1 protein-coding gene is annotated in these 562 nt (G+C 58.0%); it reads right to left on the bottom strand.

What is annotated here, in order from left to right:
• Positions 1 to 562 (bottom strand): type VI secretion system Vgr family protein (locus ACTHTQ_RS11265; protein WP_440363967.1); only part of this gene is annotated, 562 nt, incomplete at both ends.

Here is a 562-nt window from a genome sequence, read left to right as displayed (position 1 = left end):
TCCATATCCAGTACTTTGCCATTGGCATCCTGGTTTTGTGCGCTGACGAGTATGCCCTTACCTGCCCGTACCGCGCCCCAGCCGTCGGTTCTCAATTCGAAGCCTTCGCCGTTCTCTCCGCGTTTCTCACGATTTGAGTCGACGATGTGGCCGAGGTTGAGTTGGGATTTCTGATAGTCGGTGGCGAGTTTGATGTGTTCCTGTCCCTGTAGGTCTTCCATCCTGAGTTTGTTGTTCGCCCAGGTACGGATGACGTTACGGGTGTTCCAATCTGCAGGGATATGGTCGGTATGGGCGCTGTCGTGCATGACGCCGGAGATATACGGACGGTCGGGGTTGCCTTGGACAAAGGACAGCATCACTTCGGTGCCTTCGTGTAAGGGGAAGTGGATGCCGTATTCGGGGCCGGCATAGGGTTTGGCCAGTCGGACGGGACGGCTTTCGCCGCCGGGACTCCATTCGTCCAAATCAAACGGTAGTTTGACGCGGTAGCGCCCCATGTCGTCGATGTAGGCGTAGGTGCAGTTCTCTGCCGCGGTCACCCGTGCGGGCAGTGTGCCGG

The organism is Neisseria sp. P0020.S003, from assembly GCF_051957095.1.
Classification (GTDB): Bacteria; Pseudomonadota; Gammaproteobacteria; order Burkholderiales; family Neisseriaceae; genus Neisseria; species Neisseria subflava.
The sequence above is the reverse complement of the archived record's forward strand: the minus strand, read 5'-3'. Positions and strand labels throughout refer to the sequence as shown.